This window comes from Mycobacterium asiaticum DSM 44297 (assembly GCF_000613245.1).
GTDB lineage: Bacteria > Actinomycetota > Actinomycetes > Mycobacteriales > Mycobacteriaceae > Mycobacterium > Mycobacterium asiaticum.
Window position 1 is genome coordinate 674,393 of the sequence record NZ_HG964937.1, and the last position, 24,506, is coordinate 698,898.

The 24,506-nt window shown below is 66.9% G+C and carries 25 protein-coding genes and 5 pseudogenes; 19 read left to right on the top strand and 11 right to left on the bottom strand.

Annotation, left to right across the window (positions count from 1 at the left end):
- Nucleotides 1–63: 63 nt before the first annotated feature.
- A pseudogene (locus BN972_RS30405) lies at nucleotides 64–571 on the top strand (hypothetical protein).
- 7 nt (nucleotides 572–578) lie between these two features.
- On the opposite strand, the gene BN972_RS13545 reads toward BN972_RS30405, so the two are convergent.
- From BN972_RS13545 to BN972_RS13555, 3 genes are all read right to left on the bottom strand, one after another.
- Nucleotides 579–1,448, bottom strand: coding sequence for a sigma-70 family RNA polymerase sigma factor (locus tag BN972_RS13545; RefSeq protein ID WP_036360803.1), 870 nt, complete (start codon nucleotides 1,446–1,448; stop codon nucleotides 579–581).
- A complete protein-coding gene (locus BN972_RS13550; RefSeq protein WP_036358666.1) occupies nucleotides 1,445–2,056 on the bottom strand; it encodes a carboxymuconolactone decarboxylase family protein in 612 nt (203 codons plus the stop codon). The genes BN972_RS13545 and BN972_RS13550 overlap by 4 nt, the downstream gene beginning before the upstream one ends.
- 156 nt (nucleotides 2,057–2,212) lie before the next feature.
- Nucleotides 2,213–2,518 (bottom strand): type II toxin-antitoxin system VapB family antitoxin, encoded by a 306-nt coding sequence (locus BN972_RS13555; RefSeq protein WP_036358669.1) that lies wholly within the window; start codon nucleotides 2,516–2,518, stop codon nucleotides 2,213–2,215.
- Between the two features lie 162 nt (nucleotides 2,519–2,680).
- On the opposite strand from BN972_RS13555, the gene hrcA reads away from it, so the two are divergent.
- The 6 genes and pseudogenes from hrcA to BN972_RS29545 all read left to right on the top strand — a co-directional run bounded on the left by hrcA (nucleotide 2,681) and on the right by BN972_RS29545 (nucleotide 8,159).
- A complete protein-coding gene (hrcA, locus tag BN972_RS13560) occupies nucleotides 2,681–3,712 on the top strand; it encodes a heat-inducible transcriptional repressor HrcA (protein ID WP_036358673.1) in 1,032 nt (343 codons plus the stop codon).
- 85 nt (nucleotides 3,713–3,797) lie between these two features.
- Nucleotides 3,798–4,943, top strand: a complete 1,146-nt coding sequence (dnaJ, locus tag BN972_RS13565; RefSeq protein WP_036358676.1) for a molecular chaperone DnaJ — start codon at nucleotides 3,798–3,800, stop codon at nucleotides 4,941–4,943.
- Between the two features lie 18 nt (nucleotides 4,944–4,961).
- Nucleotides 4,962–5,723, top strand: coding sequence for a 16S rRNA (uracil(1498)-N(3))-methyltransferase (locus tag BN972_RS13570; protein ID WP_036358680.1), 762 nt, complete (start codon nucleotides 4,962–4,964; stop codon nucleotides 5,721–5,723).
- Nucleotides 5,724–6,164: 441 nt separating this feature from the next.
- Nucleotides 6,165–7,353: pseudogene (locus BN972_RS31365) on the top strand (PE family protein); the annotation flags it as partial.
- Between the two features lie 120 nt (nucleotides 7,354–7,473).
- On the top strand, nucleotides 7,474–7,962 hold the full coding sequence (locus tag BN972_RS30415; protein WP_142277143.1) for a hypothetical protein: 489 nt from the start codon (nucleotides 7,474–7,476) through the stop codon (nucleotides 7,960–7,962).
- Between the two features lie 50 nt (nucleotides 7,963–8,012).
- Nucleotides 8,013–8,159 carry a hypothetical protein gene (locus BN972_RS29545; RefSeq protein ID WP_155770487.1) on the top strand — a complete coding sequence of 49 codons (147 nt, stop codon included), beginning with the start codon at nucleotides 8,013–8,015 and terminating at the stop codon, nucleotides 8,157–8,159.
- Between the two features lie 72 nt (nucleotides 8,160–8,231).
- Here BN972_RS29545 and BN972_RS13585 read toward each other — a convergent pair whose 3' ends face one another.
- Both BN972_RS13585 and BN972_RS13590 read right to left on the bottom strand, forming a co-directional pair.
- Entirely contained in the window at nucleotides 8,232–8,900 is a 669-nt protein-coding gene (locus BN972_RS13585) for a maleylpyruvate isomerase family mycothiol-dependent enzyme (RefSeq protein WP_036358686.1), read from the bottom strand.
- Nucleotides 8,884–9,789 (bottom strand): alpha/beta hydrolase, encoded by a 906-nt coding sequence (locus BN972_RS13590; RefSeq protein WP_235192446.1) that lies wholly within the window; start codon nucleotides 9,787–9,789, stop codon nucleotides 8,884–8,886. The genes BN972_RS13585 and BN972_RS13590 overlap by 17 nt, the downstream gene beginning before the upstream one ends.
- 29 nt (nucleotides 9,790–9,818) lie before the next feature.
- Here BN972_RS13590 and BN972_RS13595 point away from each other — a divergent pair, with 29 nt between their 5' ends.
- The 7 genes and pseudogenes from BN972_RS13595 (at nucleotide 9,819) to era (ending at nucleotide 15,451) form a co-directional block, all read left to right on the top strand.
- On the top strand, nucleotides 9,819–10,520 hold the full coding sequence (locus BN972_RS13595) for a TetR/AcrR family transcriptional regulator (RefSeq protein WP_390176210.1): 702 nt from the start codon (nucleotides 9,819–9,821) through the stop codon (nucleotides 10,518–10,520).
- Between the two features lie 59 nt (nucleotides 10,521–10,579).
- A pseudogene (locus BN972_RS30420) lies at nucleotides 10,580–11,299 on the top strand (PhoH family protein); the annotation flags it as partial.
- Between the two features lie 309 nt (nucleotides 11,300–11,608).
- Nucleotides 11,609–12,115 (top strand): annotated as a pseudogene (locus BN972_RS30425) (LAGLIDADG family homing endonuclease); the annotation flags it as partial.
- Between the two features lie 261 nt (nucleotides 12,116–12,376).
- Nucleotides 12,377–12,715: pseudogene (locus BN972_RS30430) on the top strand (PhoH family protein); the annotation flags it as partial.
- 18 nt (nucleotides 12,716–12,733) lie between these two features.
- Complete coding sequence (gene ybeY / locus BN972_RS13605) at nucleotides 12,734–13,270, top strand: rRNA maturation RNase YbeY (protein WP_036358693.1); 537 nt, start codon at nucleotides 12,734–12,736, stop codon at nucleotides 13,268–13,270.
- Complete coding sequence (locus BN972_RS13610; RefSeq protein WP_036358696.1) at nucleotides 13,267–14,559, top strand: hemolysin family protein; 1,293 nt, start codon at nucleotides 13,267–13,269, stop codon at nucleotides 14,557–14,559. Before ybeY ends, BN972_RS13610 begins: the two co-directional genes overlap by 4 nt.
- Nucleotides 14,552–15,451 carry a GTPase Era gene (era, locus tag BN972_RS13615; protein ID WP_036358699.1) on the top strand — a complete coding sequence of 300 codons (900 nt, stop codon included), beginning with the start codon at nucleotides 14,552–14,554 and terminating at the stop codon, nucleotides 15,449–15,451. Before BN972_RS13610 ends, era begins: the two co-directional genes overlap by 8 nt.
- A 113-nt stretch (nucleotides 15,452–15,564) precedes the next feature.
- Here the strand turns inward: era and BN972_RS13620 are convergent, their stop codons facing one another.
- Together BN972_RS13620 and BN972_RS13625 are read right to left on the bottom strand one after the other, a co-directional pair.
- The gene (locus BN972_RS13620) at nucleotides 15,565–15,879 is read right to left on the bottom strand and encodes a hypothetical protein (protein ID WP_036358702.1); all 315 of its coding nucleotides are present in this window, start codon (nucleotides 15,877–15,879) and stop codon (nucleotides 15,565–15,567) included.
- 1 nt (nucleotide 15,880) lies between these two features.
- A complete protein-coding gene (locus tag BN972_RS13625) occupies nucleotides 15,881–16,537 on the bottom strand; it encodes a DJ-1/PfpI family protein (RefSeq protein ID WP_036358705.1) in 657 nt (218 codons plus the stop codon).
- A 76-nt stretch (nucleotides 16,538–16,613) separates the two neighbouring features.
- Between BN972_RS13625 and BN972_RS13630 the strand changes: the two genes are divergently transcribed.
- On the top strand, nucleotides 16,614–17,564 hold the full coding sequence (locus tag BN972_RS13630; protein WP_036358708.1) for a GlxA family transcriptional regulator: 951 nt from the start codon (nucleotides 16,614–16,616) through the stop codon (nucleotides 17,562–17,564).
- 111 nt (nucleotides 17,565–17,675) lie between these two features.
- Nucleotides 17,676–18,254 (top strand): hemerythrin domain-containing protein, encoded by a 579-nt coding sequence (locus tag BN972_RS13635; RefSeq protein WP_036358711.1) that lies wholly within the window; start codon nucleotides 17,676–17,678, stop codon nucleotides 18,252–18,254.
- 24 nt (nucleotides 18,255–18,278) lie between these two features.
- Here BN972_RS13635 and BN972_RS13640 read toward each other — a convergent pair whose 3' ends face one another.
- Both BN972_RS13640 and BN972_RS13645 read right to left on the bottom strand, forming a co-directional pair.
- Entirely contained in the window at nucleotides 18,279–19,913 is a 1,635-nt protein-coding gene (locus BN972_RS13640; RefSeq protein ID WP_036358713.1) for a RecQ family ATP-dependent DNA helicase, read from the bottom strand.
- 74 nt (nucleotides 19,914–19,987) lie between these two features.
- On the bottom strand, nucleotides 19,988–21,487 hold the full coding sequence (locus BN972_RS13645) for an amidase (protein WP_036358716.1): 1,500 nt from the start codon (nucleotides 21,485–21,487) through the stop codon (nucleotides 19,988–19,990).
- A gap of 61 nt (nucleotides 21,488–21,548) precedes the next feature.
- Between BN972_RS13645 and recO the strand changes: the two genes are divergently transcribed.
- Genes recO through BN972_RS13660 form a run of 3 tightly spaced genes read left to right on the top strand, consistent with a single transcriptional unit; the run spans nucleotide 21,549 to nucleotide 23,630 of the window.
- Nucleotides 21,549–22,346 (top strand): DNA repair protein RecO, encoded by a 798-nt coding sequence (recO, locus tag BN972_RS13650; RefSeq protein WP_036360811.1) that lies wholly within the window; start codon nucleotides 21,549–21,551, stop codon nucleotides 22,344–22,346.
- Complete coding sequence (locus tag BN972_RS13655; protein ID WP_036358719.1) at nucleotides 22,339–23,232, top strand: decaprenyl diphosphate synthase; 894 nt, start codon at nucleotides 22,339–22,341, stop codon at nucleotides 23,230–23,232. Before recO ends, BN972_RS13655 begins: the two co-directional genes overlap by 8 nt.
- Nucleotides 23,232–23,630: a hypothetical protein gene (locus BN972_RS13660; RefSeq protein WP_036358722.1), complete on the top strand. Its 399-nt coding sequence runs from the start codon at nucleotides 23,232–23,234 to the stop codon at nucleotides 23,628–23,630. The genes BN972_RS13655 and BN972_RS13660 overlap by 1 nt, the downstream gene beginning before the upstream one ends.
- 1 nt (nucleotide 23,631) lies before the next feature.
- Here BN972_RS13660 and BN972_RS13665 read toward each other — a convergent pair whose 3' ends face one another.
- Nucleotides 23,632–24,021, bottom strand: a complete 390-nt coding sequence (locus BN972_RS13665) for a Fur family transcriptional regulator (RefSeq protein WP_036358724.1) — start codon at nucleotides 24,019–24,021, stop codon at nucleotides 23,632–23,634.
- Nucleotides 24,018–24,410 carry an ArsR/SmtB family transcription factor gene (locus BN972_RS13670; RefSeq protein ID WP_036358727.1) on the bottom strand — a complete coding sequence of 131 codons (393 nt, stop codon included), beginning with the start codon at nucleotides 24,408–24,410 and terminating at the stop codon, nucleotides 24,018–24,020. The genes BN972_RS13665 and BN972_RS13670 overlap by 4 nt, the downstream gene beginning before the upstream one ends.
- Between the last annotated feature and the right edge of the window lie 96 nt (nucleotides 24,411–24,506).

A 24,506-nucleotide genomic window follows, 5' to 3' on the forward strand; every position in this document is an offset into this window, starting at 1 on the left:
GAACACCGACGTTCCCACACGTTCCCGCGCGGATCTGACAGGGGGAGAGCAATCGTGCGAACCATGAAATCACTGGCCTGGGGCGTGGCAGCGGTGGCCGCGATCGGCGCGGCTGCGGCTGGCGCAACGGCCATCGCCGGTCCTCCGGCGGAATACCAGGTGCAGCCGGTCGTCTTCGGCGCGCCACTGCCATTGGACCCGGCGCCGGTGCCGGCGCCAGCCAACCTGCCGACCGCCCCGCAGCTGACCGGCATCCTGACCAACCTCGCTGATCCCAACGTTTCGTTCGTCAACAAGGGCAACCTGGTGGAAGGCGGCATCGGCGGGACCGAGGCGCGCCTCGCCGATCACCAGCTGAACGAAGGCGGCCAAGAACGGTCAGCTGCCCCTGCAGTTCAACATCGCCAACATCCAGCCGGCCGCCGAGCCGGGCTCGGCCACGGCCGACGTCGCCGTCTCCGGCCCCAAGCTTTCGACGCCGGTCACGCAGAACATCACCTTCGTCAATCAGGGCGGTTGGGTGCTGTCGCGGAGTTCGGCGATGCAGCTGCTGCAGGCGGCCTCGGGCTAACGCTCCGTCACGTGCGCAGGTTGAGCCGGGCCAGCCGGTCCGGGTCGGCCAGCACGTCGATCGCCGCGATCCGGCCGGCTCGGACCAGGAATCCCATCACCGCGACGGCTCGGCCGGCGATGAACACCACCGCTCCGGCGGCTCCGTTGACGACTGCGGTCCGCACCTCGCGCTCCGGTCCCGCATAGCCGCGGGCCAACTCCGCCACCGAGGTCGCTCCCTTGACGCGGACCCCGGGTGTACCGCCCCCGAAATCGCCGTGCAACACCACCTGCGGGTGCAGCACCGCGACCAGCCGGTCGAAATCTCCGCTGCGCCCGGCGGCGAAGAAGGCGGCAACCGCGTCGTGCTGAGCCGTCAGGTCGCTATCCGGAACGGGATCCGCCTGCTGGATCCGCCGCCGTGCGCGGCTCGCCAATTTCCGGGTCGCCTCCGGTGACTTCTCCACGATCGGTGCGATCTGGTCGAACGGGACGGCGAAGGCGTCGTGCAACACCAACGCGAGCCGCTCGGCAGGCGGCAGGGTGTTCAGCACCACGAACAACGCCAGGCCCACCGCGTCGGCAAGCATGGCGCGATGTTCCGGGTCGAATTCGCCGTCGGTTTCCACGATGGGATCCGGCACCTGCGCGACCAACTCCTCGCCGGCCCTGACCCGACGCGACCGCAGGGTGTTCAGGCAGATCCGCGCCACCACGGTGGTCAGCCACGCGTCGAGGTTCTCGATGCCCTCGGTCGCGCTGGTGCTCAACCGCAGCCACGCCTCCTGTACCACGTCCTCGGCGTCGTCGACCGAGCCCAACATCCGGTAGGCGATGGCGCCCAGCCGCGGGCGGGCCGCCTCGAATCCAGCGATGAGCGTCGGGTCGGCGGTCATCCGCGGTCGGCGTCGGGCAGCGCGCACACCATGCCTTCCGAAAGACCCGCCGATCCGATGTTCAGCGCAAGGTTGAAGCGGGCCCGCAGGTTGCCCAGCGTGACGACGTGGGTGAGGCCGACCAGTTGCGCGGTATCGAAATGCGCGCGTAGCCGCTCGAACAGCTCGTCGGTCACCTCGACGGGTGTGCGGGTCATCGCCGTGGCGTAGTCCAGGATCAGCTTGTCGACTTCGGAGAAGCAGCCGGCGTTGCGATAGTGGGACAGGGCAAGCAGCTCCTCATCGGTGATGCCCCATCCGCGGGCGATCTGCGAGCCGAGGTCGATGCAGAATTCGCAGCGCGCCGTCATCGCCGACTTGAGTTCGGCGAGCGCGCGGTGCCGCGGACTGAGGATGTCGAGTTTCGCCTCGGCCTGTTCGAGCCGCCCATAAGCCCGCAACAGCCGGGGGATATGGGCATACATCCGCATCGGTTCCAGCATCGTCGCGGTTTCGCGGCCGGTCATCCGTTTGAACTGGCGCCTGGTGAAGAAAAAGGCGATCTTTGCGCTCAAGCCGGCGTCGCGGTCAGAGACTCCGGTGAGTCGTGGCCCGGAATTCGGTGTCATGGGGCGCCTCCTGGGATGTGTCGCTCGTTCTCTAACTAGAACGACACCCGGCCGCGCACGTATGTGACCGGTTCCCCGCGAACAGACGCGAAAGCACCTTTTCGGGGCCCGAAAAGGGCGCTTTCGCGTCTGCTCGGCCCGGGCGACTCGCCGTACCTACCCGGCTGCCATGTCCATGTCGTACACCCGCGCATGCAACACGGTCCGGTTCCGCAGGGCCGCGCGCACCGCCCGGTGCAGCCCGTCCTCCAGGTAGACGATGCCCCGCCACTTCACCGCATGCGGAAACAGATCACCGTAAAACGTCGAGTCCTCCGAGAGCAGGCGATCCAGGGCGAGCACCGTGGTCGTCGTGACCAACTCGTCGAGCCGGATCTGTTGCGGCGGAATCTGGGACCAGTCTCTATAGGACAACCCATGTTCCGGATACGGCTTGCCCTCGCGTACGCCCTTGAAGATCATTCGCTGTCGCTTTCGCCTGGCGTGCTCCACGGGAACATTTGGGTAAGGCTATAGCGACACGCGCGCAGATGCCGTATCGGCCGCAGATCCCGGTTGGCAGGTCAGCTCCTGCTGAGACCGTAAAATGAACGCGGCCAGTGGGTGTATGGGAGGTGACAGTCGATGGGAAGCGCAGACGAGCGTCGTTTCGAGGTGCTCCGCGCAATCGTTGCCGACTTTGTTTCTACCCATGAGCCGATCGGTTCCAAATCATTGGTGGAGCGTCACAATCTAGGTGTCTCGAGCGCCACCATCCGCAACGACATGGCGGTCTTGGAGGCAGAGGGCTACATCACCCAGCCGCACACCAGCTCGGGCCGGGTGCCCACGGAGAAGGGTTACCGCGAGTTCGTCGACCGACTCGACGACGTCAAGCCGCTGTCGTCGGCGGAACGGCGCGCGATCCAGAACTTTCTCGAGTCCGCCGTGGACCTCGACGACGTGCTGCGCCGAGCGGTGCGGCTGTTGGCCCAACTGACGCGGCAGGTCGCCGTGGTGCAGTACCCGACGTTGTCCACCTCCACCGTTCGCCACCTCGAAGTCATCGCGCTCACGCCGGCGCGTCTGCTGATGGTGGTCATCACCGATACCGGCCGGGTTGATCAACGCATCGTCGAACTGGGTGATGTCATCGACGAGCATCAGCTCACGCAACTGCGAGACATGCTTGGCCAGGCGCTGGTGGGTAAGCGCCTGGCGGCGGCATCGGTCGCGGTGGCCGATCTGGCCGGCGGGCTGCACAACAGCGACCGGCTGGGCGACGCCGTCGGCCGCTCGGCCACGGTGTTGCTGGAATCGTTGGTGGAGCACACCGAGGAACGTCTGCTGATGGGCGGCACCGCCAATCTGACCCGCAATGCGGCTGATTTCGGCGGCTCGTTGCGCTCCATTCTGGAAGCGCTGGAGGAGCAGGTTGTGGTGCTGCGCTTGCTGGCCGCGCAACAGGAAGCCGGCAAGGTGACCGTGCGCATCGGCCACGAGACCGAGGCGGAGCAGATGGCCGGTACCTCCATGGTGACGACCGCCTACGGCACCAACGACACCGTGTATGGCGGTATGGGTGTGCTGGGACCCACTCGGATGGACTATCCGGGAACTATGGCCAGTGTTGCCGCGGTTGCCATGTATATCGGCGAAGTGCTGGGCGCTCGATGACCGCGCGCCCGCAACAGAGTTTGGGTACGGCCCCGTAGGGGGCGGGCTTACAGGGCTCTCGAGGAGAGCTTGGGAAGGGTTAATCGTGGCACGCGATTACTACGGGTTGCTCGGCGTCAGCAAGGGCGCTAGTGACACCGAGATCAAACGCGCTTATCGCAAGTTGGCGCGCGAACTGCACCCGGACGTTAACCCTGACGAGGCGGCGCAGGCCAAGTTCAAGGAGATCAGCGCCGCGTACGAGGTGTTGAGCGATCCGGAGAAGCGCCGCATCGTCGACCTGGGCGGCGACCCCCTGGAAAGCGCGGGCGCGTCGGCGGGCGGCTTCGGTAATTTCGGTGGCCTGGGCGACGTGTTCGAGGCCTTCTTCGGCGGCGGGTTCGGCGGGGGCGGTTCGCGCGGCCCCATCGGCCGGGTGCGGCCGGGTTCGGACTCGCTGCTGCGGATGCGGCTGGACCTCGAGGAGTGCGCCACCGGCGTCACCAAGCAGGTCACCGTCGACACCGCGGTGCTGTGCGACCGATGCCAGGGCAAGGGAACCAACGGCGATTCGGCGCCGGTCCCGTGCGACACCTGCGCGGGCCGCGGCGAGGTCCAGACCGTGCAGCGATCGCTGCTAGGCCAGATGCTCACCTCGCGGCCGTGTCCGACCTGCCGCGGCGTGGGAGTGGTGATCCCCGACCCCTGCTATCAGTGCATGGGTGACGGCCGGGTGCGCGCCCGGCGGGACATCACGGTCAAGATCCCGGCCGGCGTCGCCGAGGGCATGCGGGTCCGACTCGCCGCGCAGGGCGAGGTGGGACCCGGCGGGGGACCGGCGGGTGACCTCTACGTCGAGGTTCACGAGCAGGCCCACGACATTTTCGCCCGGGAGGGTGACGACCTGCACTGCACGGTCTCGGTGCCGATGATCGACGCGGCCCTGGGTACCACCGTCACCCTGGACGCGATCCTGGACGGCATGAGCGAGGTCGTCATTCCACCCGGCACCCAACCCGGCGCGACGATCACGCTGCGCGGCCGGGGGATGCCACAGCTGCGGTCCAGCACGCGCGGCGACCTGCATGTCCACGTCGAGGTGGTGGTGCCCACCCGGCTGGACCACCGCGACACCGAGTTGTTGCGCGAGCTGAAGAACCGCCGCAGCCGCGATGTCGCTGAAGTCCGTTCGTCGCATGGCGGGGGTGGCGGGCTTTTCAGCCGGCTGCGTGAAACCTTCACCGGGCGCTAGTCTCCTCGCGAGCGCCTCATGGTGGCGACCCTGTTCTACGTCGACGGGCTGCCCGACGTCGGCGGTCTCGCCGATGTAGCCGGCGACGAAGGTTTTCATGCCGCCACCGTGCGGCGGATCCGGGTCGGCGAGGAATTGGTGCTGGGCGACGGGGCGGGGGAACTCGCCCGTTGTGAGGTCGAGCACTCCGGACGCGACGGGCTGCGGGCTCGTGTGCTGCAGCGCTGGCATGTCCCGGCCGCCCAACCACCCGTGACAATCGTTCAGGCGCTGCCTAAAGCCGAGCGCTCCGAACTCGCCATCGAGTCGGCCACTGAGGCCGGTGCTGACGCGTTCGTGGCCTGGCAGGCTTCGCGTTGCGTCGCCCGTTGGGACGGCGCCCGGGTCGATAAGGGCTTGCGTCGGTGGCGTGCCGTGGCGCGTGCGGCGGCGCGCCAATCCCGCCGGGCGCATATCCCAGCGGTCGACGGGGTGGTGTCCACCGCGGCGTTGGTGACGCGGGTGGGCGCCGAGGTTGCCGACGGTGGTGCCGTAGTGGTGCTGCATGAGTCGGCTACCGAACGGATCGCTGATTATGCTCTGGCGCAAGCGAATTCGGTGACGCTTGTGGTCGGTCCCGAGGGCGGCGTCACGCCGGACGAGCTCGCCGCCCTGACCGACGCCGGCGCCGCGGCGATTCGGCTGGGGCCCACCGTGCTGCGCACCTCGACCGCGGCCGCAGTGGCGTTGGGCGCGCTGGGAGTGCTTACCGCGCGGTGGGATCTGCCGTCCAGTCTCTAGTCGGTCAGACAGACGAGTGCTGGGTCGTGCTAGCCGCTCGCGAATGGACTATTTGATCCGTTAATGTATCCTAAACGGAAACGTATCTGATTATGGGATGTTGCCGCCGCGTCGACGACGGAGTGCATGACAAAAGCAGATCGCTGGCACGCGAACTGGTGACTCGCACTCAAGGGCAAGGAAGGGACGGTTGTGCTGTGGCGAACTTTGCGGTGTTGCCGCCGGAAATCGAATGTGCGCCTCTCTGCACAGGCCAGGTTCCGCGCTCCTGTTGCAGAATGCAGCGGGCTGGAACGTTGTGGGAGAACAGCTTCAGCAAGCGCTGAGTCGTTCGCGGCGGTGAGCTGCGGGCTCGCCGCATAACGCAGCAGTATTCGCGGTTCCTCGAATTCTCTTATTTTCCTGAGCTTTTCGACTTCATGTCGGGAGGGTGGTTTTGTCATGTCATTTTTGTTTGTGGCTCCTGAGTTCGCGCAAGCCGCGGCAACTGATTTGGGCGGTATCGAATCGGCCTTGCGCCAAACGAATGCCGCGATCGTGACCTCGACGACAAACGTGGCGGCTGCCGGCGTCGATGAGGTGTCCGTCGCAATCACCGCGCTGTTCAATGCACACGGCGCGGCCTATCAGACGATCAGCGCTGAGGCCTTGCTGTTTCATGAGCAGTTCGTCGCGTTGTTGAGCGCCGGCACGCACTCTTATGCCACCGCCGAGGCCGGCAATGTGTCGATGCAGTCCGTTGAACGGCAACTGCTCGGGGCGCTCAACGCGCCGACGACCACGCTGCTGGGGCGCCCGTTGATCGGTGACGGGACAGCCGGAAGCGCGGCCAACCCTAACGGTGGAGCCGGTGGGGTGCTGTGGGGCAATGGCGGTAACGGCTACAACGGCGCCGGTGGAGCCGGCGGGGCGGGGGGACTGATCGGCAACGGGGGCGCGGGAGGCACCGGCGCCCCGGGAAAATCGGGCGGCAGCGGCGGGGCTGGTGGCTGGCTCTACGGCACCGGCGGCGCCGGAGGTGAGGGCGGAATCGCCACCTCGACTACCGCAACGGGCGGCGGCGGTGGGGCCGGCGGGGCGGCCGGCCTGTTCGGTGACGGCGGCGCCGGAGGCACCGGCGGCACCGGTCTGGGTGGGGCAAGCCCGTCGGTGAATAGCGGTGGCGCCGGCGGGCAAGGCGGTGCCGGTGGGGCCGGCGGACACGGCGGTGTGCTGGGCGGCAGCGGTGGCGCGGGTGGAACCGGCGGAGCCGGTGGCACCGGAGGCACCGGCGGACGGCTGCCCATTCCGACCGGCGGGGGCTTCCCCGGCGGGCATGCCGGCGCCGGCGGTGTGGGAGGAATCGGCGGGGACGCCGGGCTGCTGTTCGGCAACGGCGGGACCGGCGGTACCGGCGGTGCGGGGGTCGTCGGCGGCGGCGGTGGCAACGGTGACCTGCTCACTGGTGCAGGTGGTCACGGCGGCTTCGGCGGAACGGGAGGCGTTGGCGGTGCTGGGGGCCACGGCAGCCTGTTCGGTGACGGCGGCGACGGCGGCACCGGGGGGTGCAGCGGGCAAGGGCGGAGCAGGGGGCAAGCCCGGCATCGGCGGAATCGGCGGTCTCGGCGGGCCGCCCGGCTCACCTGGCCTCGGCGGCCAGGGCGGCCAGGGCGGAGCGCTGGGCCAGCCCGGCGCGACAGGCGCCCCGGGCGCTACTGCTTCAGTGGGCCAGGACTCGCCCACCAATCCCGTAAGCGTCGTCTCAGGAGGTTTGCACACAACATACGGCTTCGCCCAGAACAGTTACGTCAATTCCCTTGGCGCCTCGATCGCTAACGGGTTGAACGCCGGAATCAACGGCATCACCGCCAGTGTTGCCCAGGCGGTGCACCAGTGGGCCGTTACCGCTCAAGAATCGATCCTCGACGCTACCGGCCTGTCGTTCCTCGATGGCGGCACTGGCAACTTGGGACTGCTGAACTTCGGCGACAACAACGAAGGATTCCTCAACTTCGGCGACGGCAATCACGGGCTGCTGAACTTCGGAGATGCCAACAATGGCAGCTTCAACCTGGGTGGCGCCAACACCGGCAATTTCAACATCGGCTTCAACAACATCGGCAATAACAACTTCGGCCTGGACAACGTCGGCGACCGCAACGTCGGGGTCAGCAACCTCGGCAACAACAACCGTGGCTTCGACGTCACGGGCAACCGCGCGATCGGTGTCGGCCCGGCGGCGCTAGCGCTGCCGTTCTAGGTGCGACTCTGAGCGGTTGGAGGAGGGCTGAGATGGATTGTGCGTTACCGATGGCAGTTGTGTTGCCCGACTGGGCCGCGCTGCTGCAGGAGCTGGCCTTGATCGCGGCGAGCGCCTGTCTCGCGCTGCGCTGCGAATTGGCGGCCGCAGCACACGGTTGTGCGCCAAGGCAGCTGATCGAGCGGACGCAATGCTGAGGCAGGCATGCGTGGCCGCGCCGCGGATGCTGTTGCGCTACGCCCCTCGGCTCACGCCGCGGTTGCGAGTGCTTATCGCGCAGTGGGTTTCGTCGACCAGTCACTAGCCAGGCGAGCCCGCAATTCGTCGACGCCGGTGCCGCGCAGGTGTGGGAGTGCCCACGGTCTACCGGCCAGCACCGATGCCAGTTGCGCCGCACCGCCGGTCACCATCCAGGTGCCGTCGCCGTGTGTCCAGTCGACGTCGGTGGCGTGCAGCCGCAGTCCACGTGCCCGCGCGGCCGCGGGCACGAACGGATTCGGCACGCGCACTTGCGTATTGAGCACGGCCACCAATGCCTCGGGAGTTACCTCAGGTGGCCGGTTCAGGGCTAAGGCGATATCGAGTTCGTGAATGACGTGATCGCCCAGGAGAAGTCGCCGGGGAAAGACGCGGCCGACGCCGCGGGGGCGACGGATCAACGTCGAGAACTCTTCAAGCAGAGCGGCGGTACTGCGGCGGTGCGCCACATCGATGGACAGTGCCTTGTTCGCCCGGTCGAACGATCCGCGGTGCCTGAACAGGTAGCGGCCAAGCTTGGTCCCCGAAGCCCGGTAGCCCACCACCAAATGCGCCAGCACGTCGTGGTTTCGCCACTCCGTGCATAAGCTCGGTTGTTGCCACTCGGCGTCCGAGAGCTGGCCGGCCCAATTGACAAATCGAGAGTCGTTGTCGTGCAAGAGCTTACGCGGATTCGACACGCAAATGCTCCTTCAGGAAAGCAGTCTGGTCGGCGAGCAGGCCGGCCAGCAGCGGGGGGTGATAGATCTGGAAGTGGTCGCCGTCGTAGTGGCGGGCGACGCCGTGCCGCGCTCGTTTCGCGACGTCCTCGGCATGACGGGGGTTCATCAGCGTCTCGCGTTGCGATACGCACACCAGCAGCGGCGCCGCAATCCGCCGGGCCTTGCGTTTGGCGCTGGTGACGGCGATCTCGACGACATTGAGAGCAGCGATCCGGTTGTCGAACGACCCGCCGGGATCCACAGTCGAGTTCCACCCGTCCTCGGCGCCGGGGACGGTTACGGCGGCTCGACTGCCCGGTGGTCCCACGATGGCTATGTAGCGGCGGGGTCGTCCCGCGGCGGCGCGCACGGCGTCTGCGACGACCGCCGGCCCGACTCGCAGTAACGGGGCCCAGCCCAGTCGGCGCAGCGTCGCCGGCCCGTCGACGATCGGGCACTGCACCACCACAGCAGCGACATCAGGCCGTTCGGCGGCCACCCGCAGCACGTGCATCGCGCCCAGGCTGGTGCCCCACAGGGCAACTCGGGCCGGGTCGATGCCGGGCGTCGAGCGGACGCAGTCCAGCGCCGCCGAAATGTCGCGGCGATGACGACGCAGGCTGAGCCGCTGCCGCGGGTTCCCGTCGGAGGCGCCCAGGTTGCGGTAGTCGAAGGCCAGGGTCGCGATCCCGGCCGCGGAGAAGTGCTCCTCGTAACGGGCCAGGGCCATCGTGTGGTTGGCGCCCAGACCGTGGGCCAGGACGACCGCCGGATGCGGTCCCGCACCGAGTGGTCGGGTGAGCCAGGCGGCGCAACGGGTTCCGTCCGAGAAGAAGTCGGTGGTGATGGTGCTGGGGATGGCGGCCATGAATTCTCCTAATACGTACGATGTACGTGTTGTACATTACGTACGATGTACGTGTCAACGGAAAGGAGATCCAGATGCGGGCCCGCTTCTCGGTGGCCGATATCGCCGCGGCGGCACTGGAGATCGTCGACCGCGACGGGCTGGGCGGGCTGAGCATGCGCTCGTTGGCGACGGCGCTCGGGACCGGGCCGATGACGCTGTACAACTACGTCAAGGACCGCCGCGAGCTGGAACAGCTGGTCGCCGAGGCCGTCATCGCCGAAATGAAAGTTCCTGCGGCAACCGATGATTGGTGCGCAGATGTGCGTGCGATCGCGACGGCCATGTGGGAGGCGGTGCGCCGGCATCCCAACGCCGTGCCGCTGGTGCTGACCCGACGAACGGTGTCGGCGTCGAGCTATGCCGCCGCCGACCGGTTGATCGCGGCGCTCAGTCGCGCCGCGCTGGCCGATCAGGACGTGCTGGCCAGCTTCCGCGCGGTGCTGGCCCTGGTCACCGGTAGCGCGCAGGCGGAGCTGGCCGGACCGCTGGCGGGAGCCGGACGGGAGCACGAACAGGTGGCTGTGGCGGCGCGGATCGGTGACCTGGCCGGTGACGAGCATCCCCATATCGCCGCGCTCGCGCACGTCAGCCAGCGTTCGACGGCGGCCGCCGACTTCGACCGGGGGCTGACCATCCTGCTGGCGGGCATCAAATCTTTGGGAACAGGTCACCCACCGGCGGTAGACTGAATTCGGCTTTTCCGTCCGCACGCACGTCCCCACGCCAGAAAGCAGGCAGCAGAAACCACGTGACGCCCCGCGAGACCCGCGCTGCTGACGCTGGCGTGACCCGTCAGGCCGATGCTCAAGTTCGCAGCAGCTTCGATGTTCCGCCCGACCTCGTCATGGGCCTGCTCGGCTCGGCCGACGAGAATCTACGTGCCCTCGAACGCAACCTGAACGCCACCCTGCATGTGCGGGGCAACACCGTCAGTTTCTCCGGCGAACCGGCCGATGTCGCCCTGGCCGAACGGGCCGTCTCCGAGCTGGTTGCGATCGTGGACCGCGGACAGGCGTTGACGCCGGAAGTGGTGCGGCACAGCGTCGCCATGCTGGTCGGCACCGGCAACGAATCCCCGGCCGATGTCCTTACGCTCGACATCCTGGCCCGGCGAGGCAAGACAATTCGACCCAAGACTCTCAACCAGAAGCACTATGTCGACGCGATCGACGCCAACACCATCGTGTTCGGCATCGGCCCGGCCGGTACCGGCAAGACGTATCTGGCCATGGCCAAGGCCGTGCACGCGTTGCAGACCAAGCAGGTGTCCCGGATCATCCTGACCCGGCCGGCGGTGGAAGCCGGTGAGCGCCTTGGGTTTCTGCCCGGGACGCTGAGCGAGAAGATCGACCCGTATCTGCGGCCGTTGTACGACGCGCTTTACGACATGATGGACCCCGAGCTGATCCCCAAGCTGATGTCCGCCGGGGTCATCGAGGTGGCGCCGCTGGCATACATGCGCGGCCGGGCGCAACCGGTCTTCACCAAAGTGTTGACACCCAGTGGTTTCCGGCCGATCGGAAGCCTGCGGGTCGGTGACTTCGTGATCGGCTCGGACGGGCGCCCGACGGAGGTGCTTGGGGTTTATCCGCAAGGCTTCAAGGAGATCTATCGAGTCTCTGCGCAGGACGGTTCGTCGACATTGGCGTCGGGTGACCATCTCTGGTCTGTCTACACCCGTTCCGACAAGCGGCGCGGCCGGCCCGCTCGAGTCCTGCAGACCAAGGAGATGATCGGCAATCTCCGCGCGGCGCATTACCACCGCTACGAACTGCCGATGCTGAGTGCGCCGGTGCACTTCGAATCCCGGGCGGTTCCACTCGATGCCTATGCGCTTGGGTTGTTGCTCGGCGACGGTTGTATCACCTGCGCGACTACACCCACCTTCGCGACGAATGATCCCGAGTTGGCGCAGGCTCTGGAATGCCTGATTCCAGGCGTAACCGTCCGTCGTAAGAACGACGTGGATTACGTGCTCAACCGGACCACCTCGCCCGGGGAAGTGATCACGACGGCGAATCCGGTCACGAGTGCGGTGCGGCAACTGGGGCTGGCCGGGACTCGATCCGACACCAAGTTCGTGCCACCCGAGTACCTGTTCAATTCCGTCGATGTGCGCCTGGGGGTGCTGCAAGGTCTGCTCGACACTGATGGCGGCCCGGTCACCCAGCAGGGACGCTCCTGCCGCATCCAGTTCACAACCGTGTCCGATCGGTTGCGTGACGATGTGATGTTCCTGGTGCGATCGCTCGGCGGGGTCGTATACACGCGGACTCGGCCGGCCGAAGGCCGCAAGCCAGGTCTGGCGCGGGGCCGGGCGGTGCCGCATCGATCCGACGCGCACATTCTGGACATCCGTTTGCCGGCCGGCGTCATCCCGTTCCGGCTGTCGCGCAAACTCGCGAAGTACGACGCCGACGGGTGTGGTCGGCCCATGCGTTTTGTCGAGAGCATCGAGTCCGCAGGCACCGAAGAAGCCGTGTGCATCCAGGTGGCCGCCGCGGATTCGCTGTACGTCACCGAGGACTTCCTGCTCACGCACAACACGCTCAACGACGCCTTCATCGTCCTGGACGAGGCGCAGAACACCACCGCCGAACAGATGAAGATGTTCCTGACCCGGCTCGGCTTCGGCTCCAAGGTCGTCGTCACCGGCGACGTCACCCAGGTCGACCTGCCGGGCGGCGCGCGGTCGGGTCTGCGGGCGGCGGTCGACATCCTCGAAGACATCGACGACATCCACATCGCCGAGCTGACCAGCGCGGACGTGGTTCGTCATCGCCTGGTCGGGGAGATCGTCGACGCCTACGCGCGGTACGAGGAGCCCGGTCAGGGGATGAATCGGGCGGCTCGGCGGGCATCCGGCAGCCGCAATCGTCGATGATGAGTGCGTGAGCGCCTTATGAGCATCGAAGTGTCCAACGAGTCGGGCATCGACGTCTCCGAAGCCGAGCTGGTCAGCGTGGCCCGGTTCGTCATCGACCAGATGGACGTGCACCCCGCCGCCGAGCTCTCAATGGTGCTGCTGGACACCGCGGCCATGGCCGACCTGCACATGCGGTGGATGGACTTGCCCGGCCCGACGGACGTGATGAGCTTCCCGATGGACGAACTCGAGCCCGGCGGTCGGCCCGATGCGCCCGAGCCGGGTCCGGCGATGTTGGGCGACATCGTGCTGTGCCCGGAGTTCGCCGCCAAGCAGGCCGCCGCGGCGGGTCACAGCCTCGGGCATGAGCTCGCGCTGTTGACCATCCACGGCGTGCTGCACCTGCTCGGTTACGACCACGGCGAGCCGGACGAGGAACGCGAAATGTTCGCCTTGCAGGACCGGCTGCTGGAGGAGTGGGTGGCCGAGCAGGTCGAGGCCTACCAGTACGACCGCCAGCACGAGCGGGACCGCCGGTTGCTTGACAAGTCAAGGTATTTCGACCAGCCGTGACCAGTGTCTATCAACTGCTCACTGCGGTCGTGTTGATCGGTCTGGGCGGTATCTTCGCCGCGCTCGACGCCGCCATCAGCACCGTGTCGCTGGCCCGGGTGCAGGAGTTGGTGCGCGACGAGCGGCCCGGTGCGAGGTCGTTGCTCAAGGTGATGGCGGACCGCCCGCGATACATCAACCTGGTGGTGTTGCTGCGCATCGTCTGCGAGATCACCGCGACCGCGCTGCTGGTGGTGTATTTCCGGCACAAGGTCAGCATGGACTGGGGTCTGTTCTACGCCGCCGCCATCATGGTGGTGACCAGCTTCGTCGTCATCGGTGTGGGTCCCCGCACGTTGGGCCGCCAGCATGCCTATTCCATCTCGCTGGCGACTGCCCTTCCGCTGCAGGTGATCTCGTGGCTGCTGATGCCGATCAGCCGGGTGCTGGTGCTGCTCGGTAACGCACTCACCCCCGGCCGCGGTTTCCGCAACGGACCGTTCGCCTCCGAGATCGAGCTGCGCGAAGTCGTCGACCTGGCGCAGCAGCGGGGCGTGGTCGCCGCCGACGAGCGCCGGATGATCGAGTCGGTGTTCGAGCTCGGGGACACCCCGGCGCGCGAGGTGATGGTCCCGCGCACCGAGATGGTGTGGATCGAGGGTGACAAATCGCCGCACCAGGCAATGGCGCTGGCAGTGCGTAGCGGCCACTCCCGCATCCCGGTGATCGGTGAGAACGTCGACGACATCCTCGGCGTCGTCTACTTGAAAGATCTTGTGCAGCAGTCCGTTTTCTCCCGCAACGGCGCCCGGGAAACCACCGTGGCGCAGGTCATGCGGCCGGCCGTGTTCGTGCCGGACTCCAAGCCGTTGGACGCGTTGCTGCGCGAAATGCAGCGCGACCGCAACCACATGGCGCTGCTGGTCGACGAATACGGCGCCATTGCCGGCCTGGTGAGCATCGAGGACGTGCTGGAAGAGATCGTCGGTGAGATCGCCGACGAGTACGACCAGGCCGAGACCGCGCCGGTGGAAGACCTGGGCGACGACCGTTTCCGGGTGTCGGCGCGACTGCCGATCGAGGACGTGGGCGAGCTCTACGGCGTGGAGTTCGACGACGATCTCGACGTGGACACCGTGGGCGGGTTGCTGGCGCTCGAACTCGGCCGCGTGCCGCTGCCCGGTGCCGAGGTGGTGTCGCATGGCCTACGGCTGCACGCCGAAGGCGGTCGTGATCATCGCGGACGGGTCCGGGTGGGCACCGTGCTGCTGAGCCGGGTCGAGCCGCCGGAGAGCGAGGGCGATGAGTGAGTTCCGTTCCGGCTTCGTCTGTTTGGTCGGCAGGCCGAACACGGGCAAGTCGACCCTGACCAACGCGCTGGTCGGCGCCAAAGTGGCGATCACCTCGATGCGGCCGCAGACCACCCGGCACACGATCCGCGGAATCGTGCACCGCGAGCACTTCCAGATCATCCTGGTGGACACCCCGGGCTTGCACCGGCCCCGCACGCTGCTCGGCAAGCGCCTCAACGACTTGGTTCGCGACACCTATAGCGAGGTCGACGTCATCGGGTTGTGCATCCCGGCCGACGAAGCGATCGGTCCCGGTGACCGCTGGATCGCCGACCAGATCCGTTCCGTCGCCCCGAAGACCACCCTGGTGGCGATCGTCACCAAGATCGACAAGGTGCCCAAAGACCGGGTGGCCGCCCAGCTGGTTGCGGTGAGCGAACTGGTCGCCAATGCCGCCGAAATCGTGCCGGTGTCGGCGGTCTCTGGTGCGCAGGTCGACGTGTTGACCGATGTGTTGGCGGCGGCACTGCCCCCCGGCCCGGCGTATTACCCCGACGGGGAGCTGACCGACGAGCCCGAAGAGGTGTTGATGGCCGAGCTGATCCGCGAGGCCGCCCTCGAAGGGGTACGTGACGAGCTGCCGCACTCGCTGGCGGTGGTGATCGACGAGGTCAACCCGCGCGAGGGACGCGACGACCTGATCGACGTGCACGCCGTGCTCTATGTCGAGCGGGACAGCCAAAAAGGGATCGTCATCGGCAAGGGCGGGTCCCGGCTGCGCGAGGTCGGCACCGCGGCGCGCAACCAGATCGAGAAGCTGCTCGGCACCAAGATCTACCTGGATCTGCGGGTGAAGGTCGCCAAGAACTGGCAGCGCGACCCCAAACAGCTTGGCCGCTTGGGCTTTTAGCGAGCATACCGGCGCCGAGGGTGGGCCCTACCACTACGCCCAACGTGGGCCTTAGGTACGGGAATTGGCCTTCGGGCCGCCATAAGCCGCACGCTCGACGAGCAAGTAACAGCTCACGCACCGCGCCGCCGGCCGGTCACCGCCGAACGGGGCAGCCTCCCGGCGCGCGAGTGCCCGGCCATCACATCGCCGTCGAACACCACATCGAAAGCCAGATTGAGCCGCATCGGCTTGCTGACCGATTGTCGCCAGGTCAGCCGAGTGCTACCGGCCGCGTCGACACGTGAAAGATTTTGCAGCGCAACCGTTTCATCCTTGTAGGTGGCGGTGCCGGCCAGACCATCGGGCCCGCGGGTGAAGACGTACTGCACCGCCAGGGTGCCGATCGGCGTCTTGATCGCCACGTCCCAGTCGCCCTCGATGTCCACGCTATGCCTCCACCGGTTCCCGGCCGACATTGCGCCACACCGTGCCCCGCCGCTCGTACTCGAAAAGTTCCTCGACGGCGTGGGCGATCCGCGGCCCATACCAACGGTCCAGCAAATACAGGCCCAGGTCCAACCCCGATGTCACCCCGCCGGCGGTGACCAAGTCGCCATCGTCGACGACCCGGGCCGACACCGCACGCACCCCGGCCGCGTCCAGCAGGTCCAGGCCCAGGTGATGGGTCACCGCGTGCCGTCCCTCGATCAGACCCGCCATCGCCATGACCACCGAACCGCCGCACACCCCAGCCACCGTCAACTCGGGATTGTCAAAGGCCTTCTGCAGCAACGCCCCAAGCTCCGATTGCGCGGCCCGCGCCAGCAGCACCGGTATGGTCTCGACTCCCTCGTCGGGGTCGCCCGCCACCGGTCCGCTGGCACCGGGCACCAGGAGGCACCCACCCAGGGCCGGATCGAGCGCGGCGGTGGCGGCCAGTTCCAGACCGCGGGTGCCGCTGACGACGCGGCGCGGCCCCTCCGCCGACACGAGCCGCACGTCCAGGTCGCCGCCGAGGTAGTCGCTGCCCGCGGCGAAGACCTCGAAGGGCCCGACCACATCGAACGGGTCGAAGCCGTCGTAAAGCACTATCTGCACCTGCATACGCTCAATGGAAACCGATCTAGCGCACCCCCAACAGTGGCCGGATAGCCATGATGCGGCGGTATATTGCCATACTGTGCACGCGATAGCCGTCCTGGCCGAGCCGGACGTGATCGCGTTCGATCTGGCCATCGCGCTGGAGACGTTCGGCCATGCCCGGCTGGCCACCGGGGAACCGGGCTACCGGATCCGGGTGTGTGGTTGCGAGCCCATCGTCGCCGCCGGAGCGATCGGAATCAGCACGGAATACGGCCTGGCGGAGCTGGCCGACGCCGACACCATCGTCGTGCCGGGCCGTCATGACGTCAGCCGGGCAGTGCGCGACGACGTCGTCGTTGCGCTGAAGGCCGCCTACGGCAACGGAACCCGAATCGCATCCATCTGCAGCGGGGCATTCACCCTGGCTGCCGCAGGAATCCTGGACGGCAAGCGGGCGACCACGCACTGGATGGCGGCCCAAGCCTTCGCGGCGGCCTATCCAAGCGTCCGGCTCGACCCCAACGCGTTATATGTCGACGAAGGTCAGATTCTCACCTCGGCCGGCGCGTCGGCCGGTCTGGACCTGTGCCTGCACATGATCTCCCGCGACTACGGCTCGGCCGTCGCTGCCAATACTGCGCGGCTGGCGGTCGCCCCGCTGCACCGCACCGGCGGCCAGGCGCAGTTCATCGTCCGGAATCGCCAGCGGGCCAAGACAGAACTGGACGGCGTTCTGGCCTGGATCGAGACCAACGCCCACCTGCCACTGACCCTCGACGAGCTCGCGCGGCGGGCCGCCACCAGCGTGCGGACATTGAATCGCAGCTTCAAACGTGAGACGGGTCAGACACCCATGCAGTGGGTCAACGGCGTTCGGATCAGGCACGCCCAGGAACTCCTCGAGGCAACCGACGAGGGGATCGAAAGCATTTCGCGTCGCGTCGGTTTCGTCTCGACAACGAATTTCCGCGACCAGTTCCGCCGGACGGCAGGGGTGTCGCCGCAGAGTTACCGCAGCACCTTTCGCAAAAGCACCGCTGCCCCCTAACCGTCGAATTTCGTTTTGTGTAAGTCGTTTTCGCATCTGTGGTGAGCCGTTTGAATGCCGGGTGCTCGGGTACCTCAGGTCCACCGATACAGCCCGAATCGGAAGGTAGTTATGGACGCATTAACGTTTCTTCGTCAGGACCATAAAAGCGTGCTCGGCCTGTTCGAGACGCTCGATGGAGCGCCGTCGGGCCCGGGGGCCGAGGCTAGTGGACTGGAGACGGTGGTGAACAACCTCATCATCGCCGAGTCGCAGCATGAAGCCATTGAGGAGCAATTCTTCTGGCCGGCGGTGCGCGACGCGATCGGTGATTCGATCGCCGACAAAGCGGTCGAGCAGGAGCAGGCCGGCAAAAAGTTGCTGCAACGGCTCGAAGACGGTAAGCCGGGTGACCCGGATTACCACGAGGCGCTACAGGAATTCATCGCCCTCGGCCGGGAGCACATTGCCTACGAGCAGGATGTGGTGTGGCCCCAGGTCGAGGTCACCCTGAGCCGTGAGGAGCTCGAGAAGATCGGCTCCAAGCTGGAGGCGGCCAAGAAGATGGCGCCCACCCGGCCCCATCCGAACACCCCGCCCAATTCGACCGTGCTCAAGACCATGGGAATGGGTGCGGCCGTCATGGACCACGTCCGAGACGCGGTCACCGGCCGCTCGCAGGACAATCCACCGGATCCCCAGATCAAGTAGGCCCCAGCGGCGCCGGGCCGGCCATCATGCCGGCTCGGCGACCGGGCTCGTCAGCTCGAGCAGCCCGTGTTCGCAGACCGCTGCCATCGACAGTGTCCGGTAACCGAATTCGTCGAACAGCACCGTCACGCGTTCGCGCTCACCGCCGATCACGACGCCGTGGCCCCATTGGCGATGCTCCACGTCGGTGCCCACCGCAATGGCCGGGCGCCCGGCATCACCCGCGTTGATTCCGTCTGCGCAGGCATCGCAATTGCCGCACACTTCGGAATAAGATTCGCCGAAGTAGGACAACAGGAACACCCTTCGGCAGTACTGCGTTTCGGCGTAGCCGCGCATCATGTCCACCCTGCTCAGATCCACCCGCTCGCGCAGTTCAGCCTCTTGCAACGCCAGCGCGACCGCCTTTTTGGTGGACAGGCGGGCCGCTACAAACCCTTTGCGGGTTGAGCGGACGGCATCACATTCCTCGAGGAGGTTGAGTGCGTTGGTTAGCCTGCGGCCCCGGGTGTCGAGGTCGTGACGTAGTGTCTTGAGTTTCGTCGGTCGTGCTTTGTCCAATGCGCCAAAGACTGAACGAAGCAACCCCTCGTCGGGTCGCCCGGTGGTGAAAAACCTTGCCAGTCCAAGATCTTCGGCCCGATAGAACAGCAGCGCCGCAGCGTCGGCGCCGTCGCGGCCTGCGCGGCCGATCTGCTGGTAGTAGCTGTCCAGCGAGTCAGGAATCGAAGCGTGTGCCACGAATCGCACGTTGGGCTTGTCGATTCCCATGCCGAACGCGGATGTCGCGGCGACCACGTCGAATTCGTCGTCATGAAAGCCGGCATGCACCGTCTCGCGCTCCTCGGCCGAAAGGCCGGCGTGGTATGCGGCAGCCCGAACGCGCTTGTCGCGCAGTGCCTCAGCGTATTCTTCCGCCTCTTTACGGGTTGCCACGTACAGCAGCCCCGGACCCTCGATCTCGGGTATGGCATCCAGGACGGCCGCGCGCTTACGGTCGGTGTCGGTGTGCCGTTCGACGCTCAGGCGCAGGTTGGGCCGGTCGAAACTGCCGACGATGATTGCGGGGTCACGCAAACCGAGACGGTCCACGATATCGCGTCGGACCACCACCGAAGCCGTAGCGGTCAGCGCAAGGATCGGAATCGACGGTCCAAAACGCGCAAACACGTCCGCAAGACGACGGTAGTCGGGTCGAAAGTCGTGCCCCCAGGCCGAAACACAATGCGCCTCATCGACGACGAGCAACGACAGCTCGGCACGGTTAAGTCTCTTGACGACGTCATCGTTGGCCAACTGTTCGGGGGATACGAAGATAAAATCCGCGCGGTGCTGGTCGATCAATTCCCAGCTTCGTTGCCGTTCAGCCGAACTCAGCCCCGAGTTGATGGCGACGGCGACCGCGGCGGCGCGGTCTTCGAGGGCGGCGATCTGGTCCTGCTGCAACGCGATGAGCGGCGACACAACCAATGTCGCGCCCTCGGTCAGCAGCGACGGAAGCTGGTAGATGCCCGATTTCCCGGAGCCGGTCGGCAGCACGGCCAGCAGATCTCGGCGCTGTAGAACAGCGCGCATCGCCTCCCGCTGCTGGTCGGTCAGGCTTTCCCAACCGAACTTGTCGCGGGCGAATTCGTCGAGGTCGACGGACGGAGTCTGCACCGTCGTCCTCTACCCGATGTGGTGAGCCGCAAACGAGCATGAAGCGAAAAACCTTGAGTCGCTAACCGATTGGGCTAGCGGCGGGGTGTGGGCACGCTGTGAATAGGCGGGGTGCTGTTACCGGTGTTCCACCACACCTCGGGCTGCTTGGCGGCCCAGCCACTGACGGCTTCCAGCTCGGCGGCCAGCGAGATCAGCATGCCCTCGCTGTTGGCCGGTCCCATCAGCTGCACGCCGATAGGCAGACCGTCGGAGGTGAAGCCGGCCGGCACGTTGATAGACGGCCAACCCAGTACGTTCCACGGCCAGGTGTACGGGCACGCGGCGATGATGGCGCGGTCGGTGCCGATGCTGCTCAGCCGGTCGAAGGCACGCACCTGCGGGGGCGGTTGAGCGGTGGTCGGTGCCAGCACCACGTCGACGATGTTGAAGATCGAGCCCACCCGCTGCTGGTCGGCGGCCTCATGGCGCCGCGCGCTGCGCAGGGTGGCCTGAGAAAGCATGTGACCGGTGCGCATATTGGACAGGGTGCGCGGGTCCCAGTTGATGCCGTCGCCCAACCGTTCCTCCCACGCCCACAACCCGGACGTGGACCGCGCCAAGAAGTCCCACGACAGTCGCAGTCCGTAGTCGGGGTTGCCCTTCACCACGGTGTGGCCGAGCAACTCCAGCAGCTCACCCATTTTCTGGGTGGCGGCCAGGATCTCGGGATGCAGCTTGGCCCGGAAGAAGGTGTAGGGAAACCCGGTCGACAGAGCGATCTTCAGCGGGCCCGGTGCGATGCCGACGTAGTCGGATGCGGTGAGCGGTGGAGGCTTGTGCAGGTCGCCCTCCACGTTGCCGGACGCCGCGTCCAGCACCAGCGCCGCGTCGGCGACCGTGCGGGCCAGCACGCCGTTGACCGTGATGCCGTTGAACGCCTCGGGCAGCGGCCAGGTGGAAATGCGGCCGCGCTGCGGCTTAATGCCCACCAGGTGGGTCCATGCCGCCGGGATCCGCACACTGCCCGCGCCGTCGGAGCCGATGGCGGCCGTCACCAGGCCGGCGGCCACCGCGGCGGCGCTGCCACCTGAGGAGCCACCCGGGGTGTGCCGACGCGACCACGGATTGCGGGTGTGTCCGAAGCCGGGGCCGCTGGTGAATGGCCATTGACCCAGTTCGCAGGTGTTCGTCTTGCCGACGATCACCGCGCCGGCCTCCTTCAGCCGCCGGACCACCTCGCTGTCCTGGGTGGCGGGCCGGACGTACCCGTCGGTGCCGAACGCGGTGGGCACTCCAGCAACGTCGACATCGTCCTTGACCGCGATCGGGATGCCCAGCAGCGGCGCGGTGTCGCCGGCCGCCCGTCGCCGGTCGGCGGCCGCGGCGTCGGCCAGCGCCGACTCGGTGAGCACCACCCGGAACGCGTTGAGTGTGGACTGGCTCATATCGATCGCGTGCAGCGAACGGCGGGCCAATTCGGCGGCCGTCACCCGTTTGGTCGCCAACTGGTAGAGCAGGTCGGTTAACGTGGGCAAGCGCCGGTTACCGGAGCCGGAATCGACCCCAGAAGTGGACCTAGAAGCGCCAACCACGGGGTACGAGACTATCGGCGCGGATACGCGCGATGTCGCGGCGGGGTGCAAAAATATGCTGATGCGGCTGTATCGAGACCGGGCTGTTGTGCTGCGTCAGCACAAGCTTGGCGAAGCCGACCGAATCGTCACCCTGCTGACCCGTGATCACGGGCTGGTCCGTGCGGTCGCCAAGGGGGTGCGGCGCACCCGCAGCAAATTCGGCGCGCGCCTGGAGCCGTTCGCGCACATCGACGCACAACTGCACCCCGGCCGCAACCTCGACATCGTCACCCAGGTCGTCTCGATCGACGCGTTCGCCACCGACATCGTCAGCGACTACGGCCGTTACACGTGTGGTTGCGCGATGCTCGAGACCGCCGAACGGCTGGCCGGCGAGGAGCGGGCACCCGCACCCGCGCTGCACCGGCTCACGGTGAGTGCGTTGCGGGCGGTCGCGGACGGCCGCCGGCCTCGCGATCTGTTGCTGGACGCCTATTTGCTGCGCGCCATGGCTACCGCCGGGTGGGCACCGGCGCTGACCGAGTGTGCCCGCTGCGCGGCGCCCGGTCCGCATCGCGCGTTTCACATCGCCGCCGGGGGCAGCGTCTGTACCCATTGCCGTCCGGCCGGAGCCACCACACCGCCGCTGGGCGTGCTGGACCTGATGTCTGCGCTGCACGACGGCGACTGGGAGACCGCCGAGCGGGCACCCCAGTCACACCGCGGGTACGTCAGCGGATTGGTGGCCGCACACCTGCAGTGGCATCTGGAGCGCCAGCTCAAGACGCTGCCGCTGGTGGAGCGGGTCTACCACGCCGATCGTTCGGTTGCCGATCATCGGGCTGAGTCGATCGGGCAGGATATGGAGTGTGGCTAGAAAGGCCGAGCGACAGCTGAAGTCCAGCGAATTCCCGCAGCTCCCCCCACCGCCCGACGACTACCCGACCTTCCCTGACAAGTCGACGTGGCCCGTCGTCTTCCCGCAGCTGCCACCCGCACCCGACGGGGGACCACGCCGTCCGCCGCAGCACACCTCCAAGGCCGTCGCCCCCCGGATCCCGGCCGACCAGTTGCCCAACCATGTCGCCATCGTGATGGACGGCAACGGCCGGTGGGCCACCCAGCGCGGGCTGCGACGCACCGAGGGACACAAGATGGGCGAGGCCGTCGTAATCGACATCGCTTGCGGTGCAGTTGAACTCGGCATCAAGTGGCTCAGCCTCTATGCCTTCTCGACGGAGAACTGGAAACGTTCCGCCGAGGAGGTCCGGTTCCTGATGGGCTTCAACCGTGACGTGGTGCGACGCCGGCGGGCGATCCTCAACGAGATGGGCGTACGGATCCGGTGGGTGGGCTCGGCGCCGCGACTGTGGCGCAGCGTCATCAACGAACTGGCGGTCGCGGAGGAAGTGACGAAGAACAACGACGTCATCACCATCAACTACTGCGTCAACTACGGGGGCCGCACCGAGATCGCGGAAGCCACCCGGCGAATCGCACACGAGGTCGCGGCCGGCAAGCTCAATCCCGACCGGATCAACGAATCGACGATCTCCCGGCACATGCAGCGACCCGACATACCCGATGTGGACCTGTTCCTGCGAACCTCGGGGGAGCAGCGGGCCAGCAACTTCATGCTGTGGCAGGCGGCCTACGCTGAGTTCATCTTCCAAGACAAACTGTGGCCCGACTACGACCGCCGGGACTTGTGGGCGGCCTGCGAAGAGTACGCGTCGCGCAATCGCCGGTTTGGGAGCGCCTAGTGGCCTCCCTGCAGGAACGTCTGACGTCGATCCTCGGCGAGGTCCTTTCCGTCGATGAGGAACCCGACGGCGCGCTGACGGTTCGGCACAACGGTACTTTCGCCTCGCTGCGGGTGGTGACCATCGTCGAGGACCTCGACCTGGTGTCGCTCACCCAGGTACTGGCATGGGATCTGCCGCTGAACAGGAAGGTCAGCGATCGAGTGGCCAAGGAGGCGCGGGACGCGAACTTCGGCTCGGTGACCCTGCTGGAAAAGGGGACCAAAGCCAAGAAGACCGGCGACGTGATGCTGCGGTACAACTTTCCCGGCGCGGGGCTGACCGACGACGCGCTGCGCACCCTGATCCTGTTGGTGCTCGACACTGGTGCCCGCATTCGCGAAGAGCTGACCAGCTGAGTCAGCGACAGTCGGAGCAGGTTCCGAAGATCTCGATTGTGTGGCTGACGTCGGAGAAGCCGTACTTGGCGGCGACCTCAGCAGCCCACGTCTCGACCTCGTGGTCGCCGATCTCGATGGTGGAGCCACAGCTGCGGCATACCAGGTGGTGATGGTGGTGCTCCGAGCACAGGCGGTAGACCGATTCCCCGGTGTCGGTGCGCAGGGTGTCGACCATCCCCGCCGCGGCCATTGACTGCAGCGTGCGGTACACCGTGGTCAGGCCAATGTTTTCACCGCGCCGACGCAACTCGTCGTGCAGTTCCTGTGCCGACCGGAAATCGTCCAGGGTCTCCAGCAGGGTGAAGACCGCCGCACGCTGCCGGGTGGAACGGACGCTCGCACCGGTCACGGTGCGTCCTCGCCGGCGTGCGCCACCGCATCGACCACGATGTGAGCCAGGTGATGGTCGGCGAGCCGATACAACACTTCCCGGCCGGACCGCTCCCCGGACACCACACCGGCGGCCTTGAGGATCTTCAGGTGCTGGCTCACCAGCGGCTGCGGAACCCCCAACGCGTCGACCAACTCGTGGACGCAGCGCTGGGACTCGCGCAGCTGCAACACGATAGCGATCCGCACCGGCGCGGCCAGCGCCCGCAGCAATTCGCCGGCACCGTCGAGGATCTCCCGCGGCGGCGGCGCGGGGTATGCGGGCCGGTCGGCGAAATCACCGGCGCCGTGGTCGTGATGTCCGACCAAATCGTCCTCGGCGGCGGTAGGGGTCGACGGCGACGTCACCGTTTTTCAGTCACCACCTCAAGGAGTTCGGAGGAGAGTCGCACCGCTTCGGACTGCCGATCCGATGTCCGCGGCTGACCTCCACTGTCACATGCA